Annotated in this window: 18 protein-coding genes and 1 pseudogene; 13 read left to right on the forward strand and 6 right to left on the reverse strand. The window is 43.9% G+C overall.

What is annotated here, in order from left to right; all coding sequences use genetic code 11:
• The 3 genes from ACYVE4_RS21095 to ACYVE4_RS21105 all read left to right on the forward strand — a co-directional run.
• A partial coding sequence (locus ACYVE4_RS21095; protein WP_461042216.1) for a hypothetical protein occupies positions 1–918 on the forward strand: 918 nt, incomplete at its 5' end.
• 514 nt (positions 919–1,432) lie between these two features.
• Positions 1,433–1,810 (forward strand): T9SS type A sorting domain-containing protein, encoded by a 378-nt coding sequence (locus ACYVE4_RS21100; protein ID WP_461042218.1) that lies wholly within the window; start codon positions 1,433–1,435, stop codon positions 1,808–1,810.
• Between the two features lie 211 nt (positions 1,811–2,021).
• Positions 2,022–3,701 (forward strand): autotransporter outer membrane beta-barrel domain-containing protein, encoded by a 1,680-nt coding sequence (locus ACYVE4_RS21105; protein ID WP_461042219.1) that lies wholly within the window; start codon positions 2,022–2,024, stop codon positions 3,699–3,701.
• A 503-nt stretch (positions 3,702–4,204) separates the two neighbouring features.
• Here ACYVE4_RS21105 and ACYVE4_RS21110 read toward each other — a convergent pair.
• The gene (locus ACYVE4_RS21110) at positions 4,205–4,414 is read right to left on the reverse strand and encodes a hypothetical protein (protein ID WP_461042220.1); all 210 of its coding nucleotides are present in this window, start codon (positions 4,412–4,414) and stop codon (positions 4,205–4,207) included.
• A 4-nt stretch (positions 4,415–4,418) separates the two neighbouring features.
• Positions 4,419–4,531 (reverse strand): annotated as a pseudogene (locus ACYVE4_RS21115) (IS1 family transposase); the annotation flags it as partial.
• A 259-nt stretch (positions 4,532–4,790) separates the two neighbouring features.
• Between ACYVE4_RS21115 and ACYVE4_RS21120 the strand changes: the two are divergent.
• The 8 genes from ACYVE4_RS21120 to ACYVE4_RS21155 all read left to right on the forward strand — a co-directional run bounded on the left by ACYVE4_RS21120 (position 4,791) and on the right by ACYVE4_RS21155 (position 9,510).
• Positions 4,791–5,066, forward strand: a complete 276-nt coding sequence (locus tag ACYVE4_RS21120) for a hypothetical protein (RefSeq protein WP_461042221.1) — start codon at positions 4,791–4,793, stop codon at positions 5,064–5,066.
• Positions 5,067–5,125: 59 nt separating this feature from the next.
• Complete coding sequence (locus tag ACYVE4_RS21125; protein WP_461042222.1) at positions 5,126–5,317, forward strand: hypothetical protein; 192 nt, start codon at positions 5,126–5,128, stop codon at positions 5,315–5,317.
• Positions 5,318–5,653: 336 nt separating this feature from the next.
• On the forward strand, positions 5,654–6,187 hold the full coding sequence (locus ACYVE4_RS21130; protein ID WP_461042223.1) for a hypothetical protein: 534 nt from the start codon (positions 5,654–5,656) through the stop codon (positions 6,185–6,187).
• 128 nt (positions 6,188–6,315) lie between these two features.
• Entirely contained in the window at positions 6,316–6,510 is a 195-nt protein-coding gene (locus tag ACYVE4_RS21135; protein ID WP_461042224.1) for a hypothetical protein, read from the forward strand.
• 65 nt (positions 6,511–6,575) lie between these two features.
• Positions 6,576–6,746 carry a hypothetical protein gene (locus tag ACYVE4_RS21140; RefSeq protein ID WP_461042225.1) on the forward strand — a complete coding sequence of 57 codons (171 nt, stop codon included), beginning with the start codon at positions 6,576–6,578 and terminating at the stop codon, positions 6,744–6,746.
• 440 nt (positions 6,747–7,186) lie between these two features.
• Positions 7,187–7,450 carry a hypothetical protein gene (locus tag ACYVE4_RS21145; RefSeq protein ID WP_461042226.1) on the forward strand — a complete coding sequence of 88 codons (264 nt, stop codon included), beginning with the start codon at positions 7,187–7,189 and terminating at the stop codon, positions 7,448–7,450.
• Between the two features lie 385 nt (positions 7,451–7,835).
• On the forward strand, positions 7,836–8,270 hold the full coding sequence (locus tag ACYVE4_RS21150; RefSeq protein WP_461042227.1) for a hypothetical protein: 435 nt from the start codon (positions 7,836–7,838) through the stop codon (positions 8,268–8,270).
• A 172-nt stretch (positions 8,271–8,442) separates the two neighbouring features.
• Complete coding sequence (locus ACYVE4_RS21155; RefSeq protein ID WP_461042228.1) at positions 8,443–9,510, forward strand: 3-oxoacyl-ACP synthase III family protein; 1,068 nt, start codon at positions 8,443–8,445, stop codon at positions 9,508–9,510.
• 230 nt (positions 9,511–9,740) lie between these two features.
• Here ACYVE4_RS21155 and ACYVE4_RS21160 read toward each other — a convergent pair whose 3' ends face one another.
• Together ACYVE4_RS21160 and ACYVE4_RS21165 are read right to left on the reverse strand one after the other, a co-directional pair.
• Positions 9,741–9,986, reverse strand: coding sequence for a DNA/RNA non-specific endonuclease (locus ACYVE4_RS21160; RefSeq protein WP_461042229.1), 246 nt, complete (start codon positions 9,984–9,986; stop codon positions 9,741–9,743).
• 77 nt (positions 9,987–10,063) lie between these two features.
• Positions 10,064–10,795 carry a DUF72 domain-containing protein gene (locus ACYVE4_RS21165; RefSeq protein ID WP_461042230.1) on the reverse strand — a complete coding sequence of 244 codons (732 nt, stop codon included), beginning with the start codon at positions 10,793–10,795 and terminating at the stop codon, positions 10,064–10,066.
• A 362-nt stretch (positions 10,796–11,157) separates the two neighbouring features.
• Between ACYVE4_RS21165 and ACYVE4_RS21170 the strand changes: the two genes are divergently transcribed.
• Positions 11,158–12,528: a hypothetical protein gene (locus ACYVE4_RS21170; RefSeq protein ID WP_461042231.1), complete on the forward strand. Its 1,371-nt coding sequence runs from the start codon at positions 11,158–11,160 to the stop codon at positions 12,526–12,528.
• Positions 12,529–12,690: 162 nt separating this feature from the next.
• Here ACYVE4_RS21170 and guaA read toward each other — a convergent pair whose 3' ends face one another.
• Positions 12,691–14,223, reverse strand: a complete 1,533-nt coding sequence (guaA, locus tag ACYVE4_RS21175) for a glutamine-hydrolyzing GMP synthase (protein ID WP_461042232.1) — start codon at positions 14,221–14,223, stop codon at positions 12,691–12,693.
• Positions 14,224–14,356: 133 nt separating this feature from the next.
• Positions 14,357–16,591, reverse strand: coding sequence for an ATP-binding protein (locus ACYVE4_RS21180; protein WP_461042233.1), 2,235 nt, complete (start codon positions 16,589–16,591; stop codon positions 14,357–14,359).
• Between the two features lie 150 nt (positions 16,592–16,741).
• Here ACYVE4_RS21180 and ACYVE4_RS21185 point away from each other — a divergent pair, with 150 nt between their 5' ends.
• Positions 16,742–17,968, forward strand: coding sequence for an ABC transporter permease (locus tag ACYVE4_RS21185; RefSeq protein WP_461042234.1), 1,227 nt, complete (start codon positions 16,742–16,744; stop codon positions 17,966–17,968).
• Positions 17,969–18,056 lie beyond the last annotated feature (88 nt).

An 18,056-nucleotide genomic window follows, 5' to 3' on the forward strand; every position in this document is an offset into this window, starting at 1 on the left:
TGCTCAAACGACGGAAAAGTCATATTTTTCAGCGAGTACAAAGCTGTTAAAACCGTCTCTTCTCTTTTCACCCGCATCTGTCCACTTTCGGTTGACGATATACACCTAATTATTGCCAGCACAATTGTTGGAATATTCGCATTTTCCTTAAGTCAATCTAATGAATATGATGAGGGAATTAAATATTTAAACAAATTTCAATCACTGATAATAGATATCCATTTCAAAAGAAGGGAAATTGTAAAAAATTATTGGGACCCGCCTAGAGATTATAGAGGAGCAAAAGATCTCTTAATATATGATTATGCAAAGGTATACAATAAGAAACTACAACTGCACTTCGAAAATCAAGAAGCTTTAGGTGATTATAGTACCATTACACTAGATAGCCTTTGTAACACTTTGAGAATGTTTAAAAATATAGATAGTTCTATTTATAATCCAGCTCTCAGTGACCTAATGTATAAGAATGTTGGAACACAAAATGTTGTTGATATTTCTCCATATAATCTGTCCGACTTATCGAAAATACAAATTAAGTTTTCTCAATTTTCTCAAAATAACCGCCCAATAGTAATACTTAATTTTGAAAAAAATAGAGAGTGGATAGGGTCAACTGAGTGTTATGATTTCCCGGCTTTGAAGTTCCCAATTAGAACTGAAATTTCTTATTTTGAAGTACTACATGAAAATGGGCTATGGGATAACCAAAATGAGGAGCCCTTACTTCCTAAGCTAAGGTATCTTCAAAGTAACATTGGATCTTTTAATATAGTAGAAGCAAGAAAAATCTTCAAAGATTTATCGAATAAAAAAAGGATTGGTGACCCAAAAGAACTTGAAGTAGCAGGAGTAAAAATCTCAAGCGAATTGATCTATCTTCTAGGCCCATTCATTTTATTAACTCTACTTACTTAAATTCTTTAACTAGCCATTTAATGAAAATTATAGATACCGACAAAGGTGGTGTTAAATTATTTCCTTGGCTAGGTATATTCGCCGATACTTTTAGTATACTGTTAACGAAATTCACTATCCTAATATACCCGCTTCTATCATCAATTCTCTCAGTTTTATTTTCAAATTCAGCTCATAAAATTATTTTATGTTTGCTTTATGTCTTTAGTTTCAGTGTAATCTCGGCGACGTTGTCAACGAAGATAGATTTTATCCAAATGCGTCTTTATGACGACCGCTATTCTTCGATAACTCTAAATAGAATACTGCGCACAAAATTAACTAGATATAGGGATCAATATTAGCTTATCCTAGATGAAGCTCTTCATTTTGTTTTAGTAATGTTACAATTTACAACAAGAAAAAGGCTATAAGTATGTGATAATCAAGAGCTTATAGCCTTATCAAAGTACCAGGACATCAACCATCATGCTGACGGCGACCGATCCGGGTAGCCTATCAGTTGAATCTCTATATGGACAACCCGATCATTACCCTGAAGGCAACTCAGGCAGGCACTGTGGGCGAAGCCAGTTTTGTGTACAGTTGGCTAACGTCCTGTCCATCTGGTGCACGAACAGCCGCTTTGGAACCAGGAACAGGTTTACAGGTCAAAGTGTTGGGGAACCCGATTGAGGGGCAAATTCTGGCAGTAGAAATTCGGGGCGTGGAAGGCCAGCGGGTGAGTCTGGAGTTAGTGGATCTGAAAGGTCGCCAATTCAAGATGCATCGCATTGAACAGGCAACTGCTAGGGAGCAGGTGAAACTGGACGTAAGTTCACTACCAAGTCAGCTCATCCTGCAAGTGAGTACCGGTAGTGAACGTCAGGTGATCAAATTGCTGAAACCGTAATTGGGTTCGATGTCGTCAATACAAAACGCTGGCTCTGGTGGGGCTGGCGTTTTTTGTTGACAAGCCACCAACTTACCGTCGATCAGACCGCTTTTCAGAAACTAACCTGGACAAAGCTTGTCAACCACTAACTCAGTTATACCTGCTGACTAATAGAAGATTATGTATGTTTGTTGAACTGTTCATCGTTAATCCTTAACCCCTTTGTACCATGAAAGTACATCTATCCCTACTTTTAGCAGCGGTGATAATTACCTCTGTTAGGGCGCAACAAACCCAGAGTATCTACTATACAGCGGCTACCAATGCCGATGGCAAATCGAACGTAACCCTAGGCCCCTATTCGGGAACAAGTGGGGGTTACCAAACAGTCACCATTGGTGCCTTTGCTGGCCAGTACAATACCGCTACGGGCAATGTGTTTGTCGGGTATGGAGCCGGAACGCTAACCAGTTCTGGTTATAGCAATGCCTTTGTGGGGTATGGGGCGGGCAACCAGAACACAACTGGACATTCCAATTCCTTTATGGGTTATGGGGCTGGGCAGCTCAATACAACAGGCAGTATGAATACATTTATGGGTATGACAGCTGGCTATAATAATACGACTGGAAATTTCAACGCATTTTTGGGCAACGGAGCTGGCTATTTCAATACATCGGGTCACAGCAATACATTTTCAGGGTACGGGGCAGGGGCTAACAACACAACCGGCTACGAAAATTCGTATTTGGGCTTCTCAAGTGGATACTTAGGTACAACTGGATACAGGAATGTGTTTTTGGGGACTCAGTCTGGTCTCAACAACACATCGGGAAGCTATAACGCCTTTATGGGTTATCAGGCTGGCTATACCAATACAGGGGGAGCGTACAACGTCTTCACAGGTCAAAGCTCGGGCTATTATAATACGACCGGAACCTATAACACCTTTACTGGTGCGGAAGCGGGCAAAGCTAATACGTCTGGTGGGCTGAATACGTTTTATGGCTATCGAGCGGGCAATGCCAACACGATTGGTGGCTACAATACATTTGTTGGCAATCAGGCTGGCACCAATAATACGACGGGTTCCAATAATACGTTTGTTGGCTCGGGCGCTAATACGCCAGCTGGTAGTGGAGCGCTGACGAATGCGACCGCCATTGGCTACAATACGCAGGTGACTAGCTCAAACTCCCTGATACTGGGCAGTGGTGCTAATGTTGGGGTCGGCACTTCGGCTCCAGCCAACAAGGTAGAGATTACCAAAGGGACAGCTAATCAATCGGGTTTACGCTTCACCAATCTGACCAGTGCTTCGCCCGCTAGTGCCTTGAATCAGACCAAATTTCTGAGTGTGAATGCCAGTGGCGATGTGATCCTGGCCAGTAGTAATAGCTCGGCGCGGGTAGCGGCAGACTCGTGGTCAGTCAATGGTGATCAGTTACAGAACACCAATCAGGGCAGTGTGGTCATTGGTCAGAGTTTGAAAGCCCCTGTTGGCTATAAGTTAGTGGTCGAACAAGGTATTCTAACCGAGCGGGTAAAAGTAGCGGTCAAGAATAGCAGTGAGTGGAGTGATTATGTGTTTAAGCCGGGATATAGTTTGAAGAGCCTAACCGAAGTTGAGCAACACATTCAACAAAAGGGGCATTTGCCTGGTGTACCCTCGGCAGATGAGGTAGTTGATAAAGGCGTGGATATGGTGAAGATGGACGCCAAATTACTGGAAAAGATTGAAGAGCTTACTTTGTACAGTATCCAATTGGAAAAAGCTAACCAGCAGCAACAACAGCAGGTACAGACTTTGCAACAGCAACAACAGCAGGACCAGCAGAAGATTCAGGCGTTGCAACAAAAGCAGGCGGAGTTAGAACGGCTGCTTCACCAGATCCTAAAACAGAAGTAAGCGTGTAGGAAGTGCAGGCTGAAAAACAATCTTTTTTTTCTTGCCTATCTTCGGCTATAGAAATCACGCCTGCACTTTTAGTCAGCGGTTACTGATCGGTCGAATACCTACGACTATAAGGGTATTACCGGGCGTCTGGTGGAGGATAATCGCCAACCTCGTTTGATGTGTCGTTGAATTAGTTTTGCCTCTATGCTTATAATGACAAACCCTACCGGGTGAGAATGGGGTTGGAAATGCCCTTTACGATAGCCACAAACGTGTTGCAGGGACCGCATGAATACAACAGACCATTCCATTACCTCACCACAAAAAGCTATTAAGCTCAAGGGTGAGTTTAAAAATAGTAGCACATAAACGTAAGGTTTTTGAAACGCCAGTTCTGTTAGGGTTGGCGTTTTTTGACAATTACTCAAATACCCTATCTTATACATCTATCGATTTATAGCGTCCATAGCTGTAAAATCATGTGATTGAAGGGTAGTGTCTCAGTTTGGTTTTTTCTACTCAACTCTCCACTCATTTTTAAGCTGCTGAATTTTATCCTCAAGTCGATTAATCCGCTGAAACAAGTTGCCAATTCGCTCTTGTCGTATTTTCAGTTGCTGGTCAAGTAATCTTGTTACATCCAATTGCTGCTTCATAATCGATTCGATTTTCTTTAATCGTTCGGCGTGTTTGAAGCGTTTATAAGAGGGGTTAAAGTTATTCATGGCCTTAGTCGGTCAATTCGACAATTTGTTGTTACTCATTGGGCGGCTGGCTAAACCGGCTTCCATTGCCGGAGTTACCCGCAAGGTTTTATGTACTTTACAAAAATTATAATAAAGAATGCAGTGAATCGCATGACACTTTATATAGTACAATCTTGATATAGTACAATCTTGCGAGGGTGAATAAAAAATTACAGGTAACCCCTGCTATGGAAACGGGATTACCTACCCGATGACTATTCGGCAAATTGTCGAACAAAATGGTGCTAGGTTCGTTATACCATCAGTCACATCTATTGTGAACTTTCCAAGCACAGAAGCTTAATTGACTTTTCTGTTTTCTAGGTTTATGATACTCACTTTACCTAGGAAGCCGATGACCTTTTTGTTTTTTGCTGCTATCAATTCAAAAGAAAAATTCCACGAACATAGTCTGGGGGCTGAAAACCTAGAAGACTGCTTTGACTTGCTTTCCAAATTGGCAGCTGGCGGCTGGCAATTCCTCTGGATAAAGTTATACGAGAGTCCCACTCAGTTTATGTACCTGCCTGTCGAAGCCTTCGATGGTGTATTAATAGCGGAGCCAGTAAAACAACTCCAAGACTGTTGGAAGGAAATTTTAACGTCAAATGGAGACACTGCCAACTACTAATACTGGCTTATCAATAAAAACAAGTTAGTTTGTAAAAAAAAAGACTGTACCTTCACCCAATGAGTAATCTCCCCAACGCTTTTCTTGGCACAACAGGTCAGTTCTATTTTCCCAAGAACGAGCAACTAGGTATGGCCAACGTTGGCCCCAAACATGCCCGTAAAGAAAGCATACATCACGTCGATAACCGAATCGGTTGGCCGGTCTATATCAGCACTGAGGAGGCTTTATTGGATTTTGGTCGGGGGTAGAAGTTGACCCGATATTGCTAAAGATGGTGTCCGTATGATAACCCACCAGGCAATTCTGCGCAATTAGCGATCCTTTACCGGATTGATAGCATCGTAAGTAGCTTCCATTATTTCTGGCTAACTCACACAAGCTAATGGCGTCGGGGGTGGACGAGTTCGGTACCGATCCGTTGACGCAGACTATGGTTTCGCACTGGGGTGATCGTCTTAATGATGAGCAGGTTCTACCTCGGCTAAAAGCGTTTACTAATACAGCGACTTCTACTTCAGAGCAGGGTAATCGTCGCTACTATCGTATCTTTATTTTCAACTAAGTTCTTACCTGGCTTACCCTGAATGCATTCCCCTGTTGGTGTGCATGAGTCAATTGGAGCAACTAAACCAACACTAGTCAGGAATATGCCAGTTAATACGAGCCTATTGAAAGAGAGCCTGACCCGAACGCATGAATTGCTGGACTCCCCAGCATTCCATCGGGATTCAGCAGATACTAGTCAATGGCGAGAGCAATTCGCCGAACTTATCACCCTGGTTAACGGTGTCTTGCTTGAGGCAGAACAGACATGTGGCCGGGTTGATTTTCTAGACGATGTGGGTGTCAATGGTAAGATTCAGGATATTACCTCCTTAGTTGGCTGGATGCATCAGCATTTACCCGAGTTACTCAATGATGTTCCCGGACAACTGGCTGACAATCATTTAAACAGATATTTCGGCCAGGGGTGGGGTTATTTTGCCAATGAATCTTTTTTTACCGTCGATTACGACGATGAGCTTGCCTTTTTTATCGATGATCAACGGATTTACTTAAATCATCATCTCCGCCGGGCCATCGATCAGGTAGAGCAGTCTCTTGCTGGGTCTCATTAAGTTAAGTGTGGTTGACCCTCTAACGAGATTCTTTCCTGAACAGGCAAAGAGTGTTCATATAGTCTACTATTAGCTAAACCTAGGCTGGTAGCGTTCTCATCTACTTTCATCCTCTAAACCTAATCGAGTTGAGAACGCCCCAACTACTACGAACGATCAGTATACTTCTGTTGTCGATTCTACTCCTGAACCTTATCTACCATGACCGGCAGAATAAATACATCTTTCAGCATCAAATTCAACATCGACTCGATTCGACAAACCGGGCGGATTCAATCTGGTATCAGCAGGATATCGTACTAATGCCGTCACCCAACCCGTGAACCCGTACATACACAACAGGCCTCTGAGTGTCAGTCGGTCATAAAGTAAATAACCAATCCTACTCATGCTATTATGGTCCGTTTTTGTTCTAATTGGCGCTAGCGCAGTACTGGTTTTTATAATTGACAAACGAGCGCAAAGGCAGGGTGGGCAAAGCAATATGCAAACAAACCTGGTCCTGATTTTAATGGCCGTTATGCTTGTTTATGCCTTATTATACGCTATTCGTGGATAATCATAATGGTTAACCAGAGAAACCCTGAGGAATGGATCAACCCCTACAATCTGACAAAACAGGACGCATTACTGAGGTCGTAAAAAAAGTATTGATAGTTATGCCTGGTCTGCACGATGGATCATAGTTTTTCTGCTCATATATACCCACAATGTTTGCTAGTCAACTACAACTAATTTTTAATACGCTATGAGTCCATTTATCAAGTTAAGGCGCTCGTCACAGTATGGAGGCAGTGATACCTATCTGGTTAATGTGCACCACATTGTCAGGATTGCCATATCGACTGTTGGTAGCCAGGTATTTACTGTAGAAGGAGATTTTTTCTGCGACGAGAGCCCTACTCAGATACTAGTGATGATCGAAAGGTTTTTTGATGGCTTATAAAGTACCTAATCAGCAGGGCCACAAGCACAAGTACACTTATAAACAACATCACAATGGCCGATTCAGAAGCGATGTTACTTCGGTTTAACAAATTTGTCCGCGACAAGCAATTGTTGGAAGCCTTAATCAATCAATGCGATGTTTTTATTGCCGAGTTGGCTACCGAGATTTCCTTCTTTTCGTCAACGGAAACCTCAGACGTAAAGCTAAGCAGGTACAAGAAGGCTGCCGAACTTCTAACGTATTTCCTCAAAAAGCGTATCGAGTTAGCCGAAAGCCTATCAGATCCTGGCCACACGGCTGCCGAAGGTCAGTGAAGTTCTGTCACTTATTACGTTCAGTCAAGCGAATAGCTGTTCCTTCCATTAACCCTACCAACTATGACGATCATCTTCAACTATCTTTTTACCCAGACCAGTTCGGGGTTTATTTGCCGGGTTCCGGTGCGCATCTTAGATGGTCCTGTGCTCAGGAAAGGAACAAGCCCCATGAGGAGTGAAATGGGGGGTGCTGATCTCCAAGACTGGATCAATAAGAGCCTGAATGTGACCATAGAATCAGGTATTCATAAGATTATGGGTGTAGTAGACTAATACCAAACAAATTCCGGTCGCCGAGCTAATAATCGGTAAATAGCCTGCAAAAGCGCTATACGTACGCTGAGGTTTATCCTACAGTCCAGTCCCACTTATTCTACCTTATATGAAAAAATGGCAGAAGATTACCCTATTGGTTCTTGGTACTTTAATCGTGTTGAGCCTGATTTATCAAGTAAGGCACAAAGCGCATATCGCCGAAATCGACTTTAGCGAAAAGCAACAAAAAGCAGCCCTGAGCGAAGCCAGTAAGCTCAACCCCAGGCGAGATTTAGTGATCAAGACATTTACGTGGCAGAAAGCCGAAACAGGGTCTATTGCTTACCATTGGTTCACAATTTATAACACCTCAAAGCGGCATAGTTATAAAACGATCCCGGTACGATTTCTCTATTACTCAGAGGCCGGTGATGAGGTCGGTCGTACTGACAAAGTGATTGATAAAGCGGTGAAGATAGCGGATACGGTTCACATCGCTAAAGTAGCAACAGCCCTACTCTATGAGCACGTGGATGGCGCAGACATGGAAATCATAGAGTAAAGTATAATCTTCTGCTAGTGAATAAGGTTGAATAGTGTTCATATGGATAGGGTCTTGTCGAAGGTACTTTAGTATAAAAGTCAAGAAACTCCCAGATCATTAGCCACCCGTCAAAATCAACTCGTCATAAAGCGTTTGTTCGTCAAATTGGTTAATCTTACTAGTCAACCCTATGATTCGGTCTGTTATTACTGCCACTGGTTCTTGTATTCCCGACACCATCATTAGGAATCAAGATTTCTTAACGGCCCAATTCTTTACTCAGGAAGGCGAAGCTATAGATAAAGATCAGTCCATCATTCTACAGCAGTTTAAAGCCATTACAGGCATTGGTGAACGACGGTACGCCTACCCCGATCAAAAAGCGTCTGATCTAGGTTTCCTAGCCGCTCGTCATGCACTGGATAGTTCTGGAATTAACCCCGAGACTCTCGATTACCTGATCGTAGCTCATAATTTTGGTGATGTTGCCTATGAGAGTAACCGGGTTGAAATGGTCCCTTCGTTAGCTTCGCGCATCAAAGCGCTGTTAGCTATAAAAAATCCTAACTGCGTGGCCTATGATCTGGCTTTTGGATGTCCTGGCTGGCTGGAAGGGGTTATTCAAGCAAACTATTATATCCGTTCGGGGGATGCCGACCGCTGTATGGTGATCGGTACAGAAACCTTGTCACGTATCATTGATCCAGGGGATCGGGATTCTTTGCTGTTTAGTGATGGCAGTGGTGCCATTATTCTAGACGCATGCTCTAAGGGGCAAACGGGTTTGCTAACTCATCATACTCAGACCCACGCGCACGAGCACGTCGAACTTCTTAAGATGGGGAAACCTTACGGGCAACAAGCCAACAGCGATGATCTTTTCCTGAAAATGAATGGACGCAAACTTTATGAATTTGCCTTACAGCAGGTACCTTTAGTCATTAAAGCAGCTCTGGATAAAGCCGGGATGACTATTTCTGACGTTAAGAAAGTCCTAATTCATCAAGCTAATGAGAAAATGAATGTCGCTATTTTGACGCAGCTATTCAAGCTTTATGATCAGGAATGCCCCAGCCAAGAGCTCATGCCACTGACTATTTCCTGGCTGGGCAATAGTTCGGTCGCTACGATTCCAACGTTGCTTGATTTACTACAACGGGGCCAGCTAGCCAATCAACGGATTGCTCAGGGTGATACGATTGTGTTTGCTTCGGTAGGGGCTGGTATGAATATAAACGCGGTCATTTATCAATTTTAATCCACCGAACCTTACCTTAAAAGCAGGTTTGTAGTTCAATTAGGAGTCGGAACTGGTTTCGGAAAGAATCTGCTTCATTATCAGACCTTAACCCAACTAGCTTGACCATTACCTATATTATGTAGATTTTCTATAAACAGGTTAGAAGCCTTTAAATGTACGCAATTAATTGTGAGAGAGGTAAGAAACGCCGACTTAGCTTGGGTCGGAGTTTCTGTGCCGCCACCTTTTTACTCTATTCGCTCATCAACCCTGGCCTCAATCACCTGCTGCACACTCTCAGGTACATTCGATAGCAAATCATACCCCGTCTGCTTCTCTACTTCATCGACACTCACCCGGTAGTTTCCCCACGACTGCTGCTCACCCACTGCATTCGTATTGCCCATCCAGACCGTAATAACCCGCGTCTGAGCACTGATCCTATTCAGATCGTCCAAACCTACAGGCAACAACGCAATCACCTTCCAGAGCACAGTTGGAACGATTAGTCACTGCTGTTAATAATATTGATCGTACCCTTGATGCCTTTGTCTTAGCTGACTAAATAGCCTTAATAATCAGGTGTGGTTTCAACTAGCCTTTTGAATGACAGAGCATCTTCCCACATGTGAACGTTGTTGAAGAACACGTAAGAAGGCCTATTCACCGGCAATAACTCAGCTAGTTCAACTAACTCCTGGGAGTCGTATTGATATCGCCAGCCCTGCCGGCCATGTAGCCGGAAGTAACACTGCTCCGGGGTAACGGTTGTAGTAGTGAATGGATCAACCACATGCCACAGCTGGAGATCGTGACACAACTCCTCAATGACCTGCCGATCCCAATTACCCCGAGGCTCCCAGCCCAGCGTCAAACTCGTCCGATCAATATTGGTGAAAAAGTCAGTTAACTGACGAATATGGGTGGGCGTCTGAGTAAAGCTGGCTGGGCACTGAAACAGAATCGTCTCGGCTCGCAACGCTTTCGCACACTCCAGGGTGGTCTGCCAGGCCTGCTGAACAATGGCAGTAGGCTTGAAAAAGCCCGCTTCCTCTATTTGCTGTTGATTGAGCTTAATTCGCAGGCGTTTATATGTAGGGCTTTTGGCCTGATGGGTAATCAGCTGCCAGGCTTTAAGGGTGAATTCAAAATGTTCAGGGACTTGGGCCCTCCAGCGTTCAAGTGTAGCTAGCTGGGGTGGTTGGTAGAACGTATGCTGGATTTCGACACAAGCTAACTGCTGGCTATAATCTGCTTTGGAGCCGCTAAAGCCACAGGTGCCAATGCGCAGGTTGGTATTCATATCATCAAAGTATGTTCCAACGTAACGCCGAGCGCACGATAAGGTTATCAACTTAGCTTAATGTCAGAGATATGATGTAAGTAAAAAAGAGGCTAATTTCTGGGTGGTAAGGTGGTAAACTCCTATATAGAGCCTTTACCATTACCAGCCAAGAAAATCGCCTAACTATACCAGCCGGGGCGTTTCGCTTTTCTATCCACACCATACAGTAGTTTGTGGCTACTGGATTCGAGATGAAATGTAAACCACTGTTGCTGTTCGAAAAGGGTGTTTTCCCCATTGCGATTGACTATATCTAGACTCTACTTGCTAACTATATCAAAATGATTGTTTACAAGTTTTCTTTTTCCTCCTGATTAATTATGAAGAATTTCTTCTTACTATTTTTTCTAGTTAATGTAACTAGTTTCCTTCATGCACAAACACTACCAGCTGTTGCAGATATTAAGGCAAAAATGCAGGAAGAAAACAAGGCGGTTGTAGATAACGATTGTCCACCAGGTAATGGCATGATCATTACAGATAAGGCCTTAAACCATTTCTTTGCTGATAAAATTGGTAGTTACCTCTCAGAAGAAGGCAACATCTCCTTATTTAAAAGTTATGCTACTTTAAATTCGAGCGACGGCAGGCTTTCGTTTAATTACAACCTTGAGCCAAAATATACTCCTAAAAATAAAATGCTGAGATCGTTAACCACCCTAGGTGCCAAGATTAACATTGCGGATGGGTTTGCGTCAATCTTTAGTGAATCAAAGTTCAGTAATGAACTCGGTATCACGTTTAAGCAAACTTGGTTTGGCAAGGGGACAACAAATTTTGGTCCTTGCGAGCAAAGGCAAAACGCATTGGTTCCTGAAATTATACCTTCTGCTCAAAAAAGGAAAATGAATACCGAAAGGGCAAAAATCATTTATACTTTAGAAGAAGAGATGAATGCAAAAGCTGTCGACTTTGAGAATAGCCTAAGGTCAATTGTCAGTAAAGATGTCCCTGGCGATGAACTCGCTACTGTCCAGGATTCATTAAGAAGTGAATTTTATAAAAAGCTAGAGAAAGAATACTTAAAGAAATTTGATGAACAACAGTCGGATGTATTTAGTGAAACAAGAAGTTATAATTCAGTTAGGACTTTCTGGACGACTATTAATGCCTATATACCAGTTACAGTCCAAAAGTTTAGCGTTGCTCCGTCTTATACATCAAATTTTGAGGATAAACAGCTTTATCCATGGGAGCTAAGTATTTCTCATAATCGTATCTGGGAATCAGAGCAAAATGGGAGATTCTTTGTTTTTGGCAACGTTGGTGCTTTTTTAAACAACTCCGTTAAAACCAAAGATATCGATGAGATTAGTCTAATCGATTATCAAAATCTAGGAGGAACGAATCCCTTGAAATATGCCCAAATAAAATCAGAGACAGCCTATATAGGCGATTATTCTGAATTCATTACTACATTCCTCAAAGGGCAAGTAGTTTGGTTCCCCAAAAAATCAATTCTTGGTTTCAGTATCCAACTTGAAAAGAACTTCGGAAAATATAATCCGTTAAATGGGAGATTTGGTATTCCTATAAGGCTTAATGATAAGGATGGTGACCCAACTGTAAACTTTGAAATTCAACTAAGAGCCTCGGATTTATACAACGAACTAGAGCCTGAAAAAACTTTCATTCAAAAAGCATCCGTTGGGCTGAGCGTAGGCTTGCCATTTAGTAGTCTCGTAAATTAAACCTAGATTCGCGGGAATTAATCCCTATTTGTACCTTATTTAATTGAATAACTCGTAAGTATTTGATTGATAGTTATTTGTGTGTATTAGGAAATTTTTATAAACAAAATGCCCGGTGAATAACACCGGGCATTTTGTTTGAATCATCAAGTAATCAATCTGTTATTCCCACTCAATGGTAGCAGGTGGTTTCGAGGAAATATCATAAACAACTCGGTTTACACCCTTCACCCGATTGATAATTTCGTTCGAAACATCGGCCAGAAATTCGTAGGGTAGATGCGCCCAGTCGGCAGTCATACCGTCTACGCTCGTTACTGCCCGGAGAGCAACCACTCGCTCGTATGTACGCTCATCGCCCATGACACCGACCGATTGAACGGGTAGAAGCATTGCCCCTGCCTGCCAGACTTTATCGTACAAGCCTTCCCGTTTAAGACCGTCGATGAACAGCGCATCGACTTGTTGGAGGATTTCCACTTTTTCGGGGGTAATATCGCCCAGTATTCGGATGGCAAGGCCGGGGCCAGGGAATGGGTGGCGTCCCAGAATAGCATCGGGCAAGCCTAAGGTTTTACCGACTAACCGTACTTCGTCTTTGAAAAGGGTATTGAGTGGCTCCACAACTTTCAATTTCATGAAATCAGGAAGGCCACCTACGTTATGGTGCGATTTGATCGTTGCGGAAGGGCCTTTTACCGAAACAGATTCGATCACGTCAGGATAAATCGTTCCCTGACCTAACCAGGAAACACCTTCGATCAACTGCGCTTCGTGATCAAACACATCGATAAAGGTTTTTCCAATCGCTTTCCGTTTGGCTTCGGGATCGGTTAAACCGGCAAGCGCTGTATAAAACTGGTCTTTTGCGTCAACGCCTTTTACGTTCAGTCCCAGTGTTTTGTAGGATTCCAGTACACCCGAAAATTCATCTTTTCGCAGTACGCCGTTATCGACAAAAATGCAGTAAAGATTGCTGCCAATGGCCTGGTGAATCAGCATAGCTGCTACCGACGAATCGACTCCACCCGATAACCCCAATACGACTTTGTCATTGCCCAATTTTTCCTTCAATTGAGCTACGGTCGTTTCAACAAATGACTCCGCCGTCCAATTTTGCGCACAGCCACAGATATCGACAACGAAATTATGCAGTACGGTTTTGCCCTGTAACGAATGCGTTACTTCGGGGTGAAATTGAATGCCGTATGTTTGCTCTCCGTCTATCTGAAAAGCCGCTACGCGCACGGTATCGGTAGAGGCAATAATCTTGAAATTTTCGGGAACGCTCGTAATCGTATCCGCGTGCGACATCCAAACCTGCGAGTGCTGATCGATGCCTTTCAGCAGCGGATTCTCGGAATTAACCGTACCGAGTTTAGCCCGGCCGTATTCGCGAATGGATGATGGCTTCACCTCGCCACCGCTTGTATGTGCCATTAGCTGCGCACCATAGCAAACACCCAGAATCGGTAGTTTATGCCGGAAAGCAGCCAGATGAACGTCGGGAGCATCCGCGTCGCGAACGGACGATGGACTACCTGAGAGAATAATGCCCTTCACGTCGGACGTGACAACAGGAAGATGATTGTAGGGGTGGATTTCGCAGTAAACGTTTAGTTCGCGCACCCGGCGGGCAATGAGTTGGGTGTATTGCGAACCGAAATCCAGAATCAGAATTTGTTCGGTGGCCATGAATAGGTCTCTAAAATGCAAAGTTAGAGCATTTTCGAATACGCCCATCCCAACCACTGTCACAAAAGAGTATCAAAGAGGAATCAGTTTAGGGATGAGTGAAAAAATACGATCGGGTTGAAAGACAGATTTTCTATTCTTTTGGGGCATTTTTTGGAGTATTCATTACCTGTAGCGGTAATCGAATTATAAAAGTAGTGCCCTGATTGACAGTGCTTTCCAGGCTAATTGAGCCGCCATGTCCTTTTGTGACAATATCATAACTAAGCGAGAGGCCAAGGCCGGTACCTTCGCCAGTGGGTTTGGTCGTAAAAAACGGTTGAAAAATCTTTTCCTTAACCGCATCGGAAATACCTGTACCGTTGTCGCTCAGCCGGATTTCGGCAAATCCATCGACTCGTTTGGTACTGACCGAAACAGTAGGCTGGTAATCTGCCGACGCTAGTCGCTGCCGTTCCTGCACCGCGTAAAATGCATTGTTGAACAAATTGAGCAAGACTCGCCCAATGTCCTGCGCGACCATAGTTATGGCGCCAATGGACGGATCAAACTCTGAAACGAGTTGCGCATTAAACTGTTTATCCTTCGCCCGCAAACCGTGGTATGACAATCGTAAATATTCGTCTGCCAGCGCATTCAGATCGGTTGGCTCGCGCTGGCCCGTACTGGTTCGACTATGATCGAGCATGGACCGTACGATGGAAGAAGCTCGTTTGCCGTGATGATTGATTTTTTCCAGATTCTGCGTCAGATCGTCCAGAATTTCGCCTTCTAGTTCATGATCTGGATTCGCCTGTTCGCGCTCCGCTTTCAGTTCCTGAATCAACTCACCCGATACCTCTGCGAAGTTGTTGACGAAATTGAGCGGATTCTGTATTTCGTGGGCAATTCCCGCTGTCAATTCTCCCAGACTAGCCATTTTTTCGCGCTGAATCAATTGCTGTTGCGTTTCGCGCAGTTCTGTCAGCGATTGGCTTAGTTCGGAAGTTCGTTCGTTTACTTGTCGTTCAAGGGTTTCATTCTGTTGGGTCAAAATGCTTTCTTTTTCGGTAGAAAGTTGCTCGACTTCAGCCAGACGATCTTCCAGATTTCGGTTGGTCTGGGCATGTTCACGGGCTAGAATGATGGCAAATGTGATAGGTAATGTCAGGAAGAACAGCATGTTTGTGATCGCTGTTAAAATCAGACTATACGTAGGAAAATTAATGGCCATCCACCAGCCTAAAAGTCCGCCAATCAGCAGCGTAAGAAGCATGGTGAGAATACTGTTCAACATGAACCTGGCATTTACTCGGTTGGCGCGTACTGCATTGATACTGACACGCATCCCATCAGCAAATAGGCCGATAATAGCCAAAATGGATAGAAAACTAACAGCTTGCCAGGAGGAAGAGACCGCGTTGATAATACGGGGGGTAGTTAACAAAATGGCTTCGATAATCAAAAACCACGACAAGGGCTGCTGTAGGTACACGTAATAGGTAACCAGAAGCATTAGCATAAATGCAGACATAAGTAACCCTTGCCCTAAAATGAGCCATTCACCAATCACCAGATTAGAGACTTGCCCCATCGATTCAATCAGCGTAATGCAGCTGGCCCCTAAAAACATAGTTAGGCCGAATACCAGATTGACTCGTTTTCGCCGGTAGAAGTAATACATAAAATGAATTACGCCTAGCATTAAGAATATGCCAACCAAAAGGTAATTGCCGAATGCCTTTGTATATAGGCTACTCAATTGACTCTCTGCGAGAATTTGAGATTTGAATAAACTAATTCGAAATACGGGTAGGATAAAATAAAGGTGTTTAGGCGTATACCAGGGTGGCTCTTGCTGCGAAATACGTACGGCTACTACATGACGCCCCGACGCCAGTGGTGGAAGGCTATAGAAGGAATTATCAGATGGAGTATAAGCGATTTGGGTCTGATTTGTTGAACCGACCTTTCCCAAACGTTGCCATAGTGAGCCGTCTATATAAATCTCGGAAGCACCAGCCTGATTAAGGGTGGCAGCTAGTGGAATAGACTGGATTGATGAGTCTATAGTAAATGTCAAGCGGAGCCAGCCATAAGGATTGCGTTTGAACTTTTCCAAACGAGATATAGCACGGCTGGGTCGAATCGTGTCCCATTGGCTATCGTCAATTGAGGGATTTGCCCAGGTCGGATTATCGCCCGAATGCCAGCGCCAGCCGCTATTCAGCTGTAATCCACTTGCTGGTATACTGTCAATACGAAGATCGGACTGCCCATACAGCAATTGACCCGAAAAGGCCAGTACTAAAGCCAACCAAAGCCTACTTACAAGTAATTTGGCCCGGTATTCGGATAAATTCGTTCGTTGATACGTTGATACAGTCATTATTGACAAATTGCGTCCTGCAAAACTCTTACTTTTACGGACCAGAACAAAACAGTTGAGGGTCTCTAGTCGTTAGTCAGCAGTCGCCAGGTAGTATCATGCGCAAAGACACATCACTATTGACCATCGACCATTGACTAACCACTTATCTTGAACGTTCCTGTCTTTCTGGCCCGCAAGGTCCGTCACGCGCCTGAGGGTAGTTTTTCGGCCACTGTTACCCGTATCGGTATTGGCAGCATTGCCCTCGGACTGGCTATTCTGATCGTGGCTTTTGCGGTGTTGTTCGGGTTTAAAAATACGATTCAACAGAAGATTTTTCTGTTCGGAGCTCATTTGCAGGTAAGCAAGTTTACCAACAACATGTCGTATGAAGAGTCATCCCTGACGCTGAAATCAAAAATATATCAAGACAGTACCAAACTATCTGGAGTGCGGCATATACAGGCAGTTGCGCTGAAAGCGGGCATCCTGAAAACGAAAGATGAACTAGCTGGAGTCATTCTGAAAGGCGTAGGACGCGATTATGACTGGAATTTATTACGCGAATCGCTGGTGGCTGGAACGGTGCCCGTTGTTGGTGCCGATACCGGTTCTGGTTCAACGCAATTGCTATTGAGTCAGTATATGGCCAATCAGTTGTCTGTGAAAGTAGGCGATTCGGTGCCATTGTATTTTCTGGGTAATCCTCCCCGAGCCCGTAAAATGACCGTAGTGGGGATTTATGACACTGGACTGGAAGAAGTCGATAAAACCATTGCATTGGGCGATATTCGGCTCATTCAAAAACTCAATCGCTGGGGACCGGATTCGGTGGGGAGCTACGAGATCTTCGTCAAAGATTTTTCACGACTAAATCAAACCGCAGCCAATCTCTTCCGAAAGCTTCCCGTTGATATGCGGCTAACTCGTGTAACGGATCAGTACCGCCCCTTATTCGACTGGATGACGCTGTTGGATCGCAACATGATTATTTTGCTGAGTCTGATCACGTTCATTGCGTCGTTCAACATGATTTCGGTGTTGCTGGTGCTGATGATGGAGCGAACGCCGATGATTGGTTTATTAAAAGCTTTGGGTAGTCCAGACCCGTTGATCCGACGTATGTTCGTTTTCGTCGGGTTGAACATGGTCGGGTGGGGGCTTCTCATCGGCAATACCGTCGGATTAGGACTTTGCTATATTCAGTATCGCTTTAAACTGATTCCGCTCGATCCGAAAAACTACTTCATGAATTATGTACCCATTGTTTGGGACTGGCCTACGATTCTGGCTTTAAACGTAGCGACAATTTTCCTGATCGCAATTGTATTATGGTTCCCAACCTTTATTATCAGCCGTATTCAACCTGTGAAAGCGCTGGCATTTAAGAAGTAGAATCGAAGCGTCGGCAGGACAAAATGATCTTCAGGGCTACTACAATTTTTAAAATTCCCTGTAACCATTCTGCCGAGTTGAAGTTTCC

Source organism: Spirosoma harenae (assembly GCF_054776975.1).

Coding starts and splice junctions, on each gene's coding strand:
- ACYVE4_RS21100 (WP_461042218.1), top strand. CDS start 1,433: ATGGACAACCCGATCATTACCCTGAAGGCAACTCAGGCAGGCACTGTG.
- ACYVE4_RS21105 (WP_461042219.1), top strand. CDS start 2,022: ATGAAAGTACATCTATCCCTACTTTTAGCAGCGGTGATAATTACCTCT.
- ACYVE4_RS21110 (WP_461042220.1), bottom strand. CDS start 4,414: ATGAATAACTTTAACCCCTCTTATAAACGCTTCAAACACGCCGAACGA.
- ACYVE4_RS21120 (WP_461042221.1), top strand. CDS start 4,791: ATGACCTTTTTGTTTTTTGCTGCTATCAATTCAAAAGAAAAATTCCAC.
- ACYVE4_RS21125 (WP_461042222.1), top strand. CDS start 5,126: ATGAGTAATCTCCCCAACGCTTTTCTTGGCACAACAGGTCAGTTCTAT.
- ACYVE4_RS21130 (WP_461042223.1), top strand. CDS start 5,654: ATGCATTCCCCTGTTGGTGTGCATGAGTCAATTGGAGCAACTAAACCA.
- ACYVE4_RS21140 (WP_461042225.1), top strand. CDS start 6,576: ATGCTATTATGGTCCGTTTTTGTTCTAATTGGCGCTAGCGCAGTACTG.
- ACYVE4_RS21145 (WP_461042226.1), top strand. CDS start 7,187: ATGGCCGATTCAGAAGCGATGTTACTTCGGTTTAACAAATTTGTCCGC.
- ACYVE4_RS21150 (WP_461042227.1), top strand. CDS start 7,836: ATGAAAAAATGGCAGAAGATTACCCTATTGGTTCTTGGTACTTTAATC.
- ACYVE4_RS21155 (WP_461042228.1), top strand. CDS start 8,443: ATGATTCGGTCTGTTATTACTGCCACTGGTTCTTGTATTCCCGACACC.
- ACYVE4_RS21165 (WP_461042230.1), bottom strand. CDS start 10,795: ATGAATACCAACCTGCGCATTGGCACCTGTGGCTTTAGCGGCTCCAAA.
- ACYVE4_RS21170 (WP_461042231.1), top strand. CDS start 11,158: ATGAAGAATTTCTTCTTACTATTTTTTCTAGTTAATGTAACTAGTTTC.
- guaA (WP_461042232.1), bottom strand. CDS start 14,223: ATGGCCACCGAACAAATTCTGATTCTGGATTTCGGTTCGCAATACACC.
- ACYVE4_RS21180 (WP_461042233.1), bottom strand. CDS start 16,591: ATGACTGTATCAACGTATCAACGAACGAATTTATCCGAATACCGGGCC.